Source organism: Massilia sp. P2_C2, from assembly GCF_056404615.1.
The window spans coordinates 1-5,018 of sequence record NZ_JBFUDR010000385.1 but is presented as its reverse complement, the minus strand read 5'-3'; the positions used below and the strand labels follow the sequence as shown (position 1 = coordinate 5,018).

Below are 5,018 nucleotides of genomic sequence, written 5' to 3'. Positions count from 1 at the left end.
GCCCTCGGCCGCGGAGGCCGGCCCRGCGGACAGCAGGCCGAGGCCCGCCAGCGCGCAGGCGAGGGGCGCCAGGCGCAAAGGCAACGGTCGGGTTGGCGGACGGGCGGCAATAGTCGAAGTCGTCATTGGTATGTTCTCTCTCGGTGGCTAGGGTCGGTGTTGCGTTTCCTTCCATACCGCAAAGAGCATGCCAATGTGGATCGATAACGGCATAAACCGTTTATGTGGATGGTTCTTCACTCTTGTGCACGTTTGTCACGGCTGGTTCTGGTGCCGGGATGCCGCCGGACGGTTGCTGGAAACGGCAATAGTTGAGCAGCGATGAACGGCGCGGGTGTTGCAAACCGGGCAGCGCGCGGGATGTGCAGGTTTGAACACCGGGCCGGCAACGCACTGTTGATTTTTCAGCAGCCGCGCTGTCGGCAGATCAGCAGTCGTCAATGAAATCAAAGGCTTAGCGCCGGGCACGGTTCCTGCAACGGAACGCATACGGACAACTGAAAGGCCTCGTCATGACTACACTGAGTTTTGAGAGTATTCGATATTCCCCCCGCAAGGCGGCGGTGCGTCGCGCCGTCCGCCCGGCGCCGCGTCTCGCGGTGGAACAGCAACCGGTGAGTGCGGCGATCCGCCAGCTGCGGGCCGCGGGCGCGCGCAACAAGGGCGGACTGGCCGTGCTGGCGGGCCTGACGGCGCTGGCGCACGTCGGCGTGATCGTGGCACTGCACCGGCCTGCCACCATCGAGCCGGCGCAGCCGAAGGTGCAACCGCTGGCGATCGAGATCGCACCGCCACCACCGCCACCGCCGCCGGAACCCCCGAAACCGCAGCCGCGCGTCGTCAGGGCGCCCGTGAAGGCCGCGCCGCCGCTGCCGGTGGTAAAGCCGGAGGCCGTCGACAATGGTCCGCCGCCGGCCGACACGGTACAGGTGGCCACCGCTCCCGCACCCGCGCCGGCCCCCGCCGTGGCCGCGCCGCCGGCGCCTCCGCCGCCGGAACCGGTGACGGAAGCGCGCGGCTTCGTCGGCTACCGCAACAACCCGGCACCGGACTATCCGGCGCTGGCGCAGGACCGCGGCATGCAGGGTCGCGTAATCCTCAAGGTCCACGTGCTGGCGTCGGGCAAGGCCGACAACGTCACGGTCGACAAGTCCACGGGCTTCAAGATCCTCGACGATGCCGCGATCAAAGCGGTGCTGCAATGGACCTTCGACCCAGCACGGCGCGGCCAGACGCCGATCGACGGCTGGGTCACCGTTCCCCTCAACTTCAAGCTTTCCTGATTTTTCAACTCTTATAATAGGCGCTCATCATCCATGTCTACCCAATACTTAAATCTCATCGTTCAAGGCGCCCTGTACGGACTGGTGCTGTTTTCCATCGTCACCTGGGTCCTGATCCTGGCCAAGGGCGTTCAGCATGCACGCGTCGGTAAACAGGATAAACAGTTTACGCAGAAGTTCTGGAGCGCCAATTCTCTGGACGCCGCCACCGCGCTGGGCAGCGATGCCAGCCCCAAATCGCGCCTCGCCAACGTCGGCTTCGAAGCGTTGTATGTCAGCGATACGGACGGATCGGGCAGTGATCTCGAACACAGCTGGGACCGTCAGGAACTGCTGGAGCGCCAGTTGCGCCAGCAGATCCAGAAGGAATACCAGTCGCTGGAAAGTGGTCTCGCCGTGCTGGCATCGATCGGCAGCACGGCGCCGTTCGTCGGCCTGTTCGGCACCGTGTTCGGCATCATCAACGCGCTGGGCGCGATCGGCAAGAGCGGCTCGGCCAGCATCGAAGTGGTGGCGGGACCGATCGGCGAGGCACTGATCGCGACCGGCATCGGCATCGCCGTCGCCGTGCCGGCCGTGCTGGCCTTTAATTACTACGTGCGGCGCCTGAAAGTGAAGGCGGCCGAACTGGATAATTTCGCCACCGACTTCGTCAACCTGGCGCAGAAGAGCGGCTTCCGCGTGACTAAGGCGGCCGTCCGTCCCGCCGCGCGTCCGGTGCATCCCGGCGTGCAGCCTGTGGGAGCGCACGCATAATGGCTTTCTCGACCGGAAAAGACAGCAGCGACGTCGTCAGCGAAATCAACATCACGCCGCTCGTCGACGTGATGCTGGTGCTGATGGTGGTGTTCATCCTGACGGCACCGCTGCTCAACAACGCGGTGCGCATCAACCTGCCCAAGACATCGACCACGGAACCTGCCAATCCGACGAAATCCGTGACGGTGAGCGTCGACGGCGCCAGCAAGATCTACATCGACAAGCGCGAGGTGGACCTGGCCGCGCTGGAACCCGAGCTGAAAGGCGTGGTGGCCACGTACCCGGAACTGGCCGTGAGCCTGCAGGCGGACGAAGGCGTACCGTATCGCGCGGTGGCCAAGGTGATCGCGAACATCCAGCGCTCGGGTGTGACGAAGCTGTCCGTTCTCACCCAGCCCGGAGGTTGAACGCAACCGCTCCACGACCCAGGGACACACAGCGCCGGCGCAGTCAGCCGGCGTTTTTTTATCGCCAATATTCGGGGTGAAAATTCGGGGTCAGAGCACAAATTCGGGGTCAGAGCACATTTCTGATCAATGACCAGAATGCAAAGGGTTACGGGTGGCAGGCTGGGGCACCATCATGGTGGCAGGTAGGCTAGCGAGGCCGTGCGAGCTGGCTTGCTGGAGAGATGGTGCACGAAAATGTGCTCTGACCCTGAATTTGCGAAAAAAGTGCTCTGACCCCGAATTTCTGACTCCGAATTCGAGGTGCCGCTGCCGGTGCGACGGCAGCGGTGGGGATCAGTGCGGTGCGCGGATTGCGTCGAGCACGATGTCGGCCGTGAGTAGTTGCGGCAGCACTACCGGCCGGGCATCGACGCCGGCCGGATAGAACACGTACAGCGGCACGCCGCTGCGGCCGAATTGCGCGAGCAGCGCCGTGATGCGTTCGTCCTGGCTCGTCCAGTCGCCCTTCAGGTACGTGATGCCGGCCTGGCGGAACGCGTCCGCGACGTCGCGCCCGTTCAGCGCGACGCGTTCGTTGACGAGGCAGGTGATGCACCATGACGCGGTGAGGTTCACGAACACCGGCTTGCCGCCAGCGCGCAGGGTCTCGAGGCGTTCGGCGCTGTACGGACTCCATGCGACATCGGCCGGTGCGTCCGCCGCAGCCGGTTGGCGGCCCTCGATGGCCGCGTGGGCCGCGCCCAGTGCCGCCAGCACGACGAGCGCCGCGCCGCCGCTGCCCGCACGGCGCCAGCCCGGTGACCCGAAGCGCGTGGCGCCGTACAGCCACGCCGCGAATGCCACTGCCACCATCCCGGCCAGCGCGATGGCGCCGGCGTCCACGCCGCATTGCCGCGCCAGTACCCAGACGAGCCATGCGGCGGCGCCGTACATCGGGAATGCGAACGCCTGGCGCGCACGCACCATCCACGGACCCGGGCGCGGCAGGCGCCGCTGCAGCACGGGACGTGCGCTCAGCAGCAGATAGGGCAGGGCCAGCCCGGAGCCCATGGCAAGGAAGACGGCGAGCAGCACGGCGGGCGGCTGTGCCAGCGCATACGCGACCGCGCCGCCCATGAACGGCGCCGTGCACGGCGTGGCGACGATGGTCGCCAGCACGCCCGTGAAAAAGCTGCCTGCGTAGCCGGGGCGCGCCGCGAGCGCGCCGCCGATGCCCGCGAGCGACCCGTTGACCTCGAGCACGCCCGACAGGTTCAGCCCGACCGCGCACATTAGCCAGGACGTCGCCAGCACGAAGGCCGGCGACTGGAACTGGAAGCCCCAGCCCACCTGCGCACCGCCGGCCTTCAGCACGATCAGCAGGCCGCCCAGCGCCGCGAAACTGGCCAGCACGCCCAGCGTGTAGGCGACACCGTGCAGGCGCACGGTGCGCGGGGCCTCGCGCGCGTGGTCGAGCAGGGCCAGCGCCTTGATCGACAGCACGGGAAACACGCAGGGCATCAGGTTCAGCACCAGTCCGCCCAGCAGCGCAAACAGCAGGACCAGCGACAGGGAGGCGTCGGCCGCGACGGGTGCCGCAGGCGCATCGACGGGCAGGGGAATCGGCACCGCGCTCGCGGCGAGCCCCGTGTCGATGGCATAGCCGCGCGTGGCGCCGCGCGATTTCAGTACCAGCACACCCGTCAGCCGTGAACCGGGCAGTTCGCCCGCGCGCAGGCGCAGCACGACACGATTGCCGTCGATGCGGGCGGCTTGCGGGGCGCCCGGCGCGGTGCGGCCGCGCGTGTCGTCGTAGAACCAGGCGTCTTCCAGGTCCGCCAGGGCGACGCCGGTGCCGGCCACGGCCAGCATCACGCCCTTGCCATCCGTCTCCGCCCGCATGGCACCCGGCACGCTGGCCGGCAGGGCTGCGTGCGCCGGCCCCACGGCGAGCGCGCCGGCCCCGGACGGCATGCCCACGGCCAGCACGGGCAGCGAAAGGGCGACGTCGGCCTGCTGCGGAATGCACACGTCGCGGCAGACCAGCCAGCTCACCCGGGCGCGTACCGGGAAGATGCCGCCGGGGCGGGCGTCGTGGGGCACCGTCAGCGTCGCCAGCAGGGTCGCGTCGCCGGCGTAGCCATAACTCGTGACCGGCCCGTTGGAAAAGCGCGCCGGCAAGGGCCACACGAGAGGGCCGGCGCTCGCGCCGGCCGGCAGGTCCCAGGCGATCCGCGTCGGTACGCCGGTGTCGCCGGGATTGATCCAGTAGGTGTGCCATTCGGGCTGCAGCACCTGCTCGACGCCGACCAGCACCTGCTCGCCGGGGCGAACGGCGTCGTCCGCGGCGAGCAGGCGTACCTGCACCTGGGCGGTCGCCGCTTGATCGGATACGGGGCCGGCCTTGGCCAGCCCCACGTAAAAAAACGCCAGCGCGCCCAGGGCGCGCCGGCAGAGCGATGTGATGCGTTGCATGTGGATTACCAGCCCGGCGTGCCGCTGGAGGACGTAGCCGCGGGCGGAGATGTGGTGGGAGACACGGGCGTGGAGGCGGCAGTGGCCGCTGGTGGCGCCGCCGGCACGGTCC

At 68.0% G+C, this 5,018-nt stretch carries 4 protein-coding genes; 3 read left to right on the top strand and 1 reads right to left on the bottom strand.

Annotation, left to right across the window (positions count from 1 at the left end; translation table 11 throughout):
• Nucleotides 1-563: 563 nt before the first annotated feature.
• Genes AC1DYX_RS27670 through AC1DYX_RS27660 form a run of 3 tightly spaced genes read left to right on the top strand, consistent with a single transcriptional unit; the run spans nt 564 to nt 2,449 of the window.
• Complete coding sequence (locus tag AC1DYX_RS27670) at nt 564-1,283, top strand: energy transducer TonB (RefSeq protein ID WP_477264880.1); 720 nt, start codon at nt 564-566, stop codon at nt 1,281-1,283.
• Nucleotides 1,284-1,316: 33 nt separating this feature from the next.
• Nucleotides 1,317-2,039, top strand: a complete 723-nt coding sequence (locus AC1DYX_RS27665; RefSeq protein WP_477264878.1) for a MotA/TolQ/ExbB proton channel family protein — start codon at nt 1,317-1,319, stop codon at nt 2,037-2,039.
• Complete coding sequence (locus AC1DYX_RS27660; protein WP_477264876.1) at nt 2,039-2,449, top strand: ExbD/TolR family protein; 411 nt, start codon at nt 2,039-2,041, stop codon at nt 2,447-2,449. The genes AC1DYX_RS27665 and AC1DYX_RS27660 overlap by 1 nt, the downstream gene beginning before the upstream one ends.
• Before the next feature lie 336 nt (nt 2,450-2,785).
• Here the strand turns inward: AC1DYX_RS27660 and AC1DYX_RS27655 are convergent, their stop codons facing one another.
• Entirely contained in the window at nt 2,786-4,906 is a 2,121-nt protein-coding gene (locus tag AC1DYX_RS27655) for a protein-disulfide reductase DsbD family protein (protein WP_477264874.1), read from the bottom strand.
• Nucleotides 4,907-5,018 lie beyond the last annotated feature (112 nt).

Bases quoted from the DNA above. Each gene is read 5' to 3' on its own strand.
- AC1DYX_RS27660 (WP_477264876.1), top strand. From the start codon at position 2,039: ATGGCTTTCTCGACCGGAAAAGACAGCAGCGACGTCGTCAGCGAAATC.
- AC1DYX_RS27655 (WP_477264874.1), bottom strand. From the start codon at position 4,906: ATGCAACGCATCACATCGCTCTGCCGGCGCGCCCTGGGCGCGCTGGCG.
- AC1DYX_RS27665 (WP_477264878.1), top strand. From the start codon at position 1,317: ATGTCTACCCAATACTTAAATCTCATCGTTCAAGGCGCCCTGTACGGA.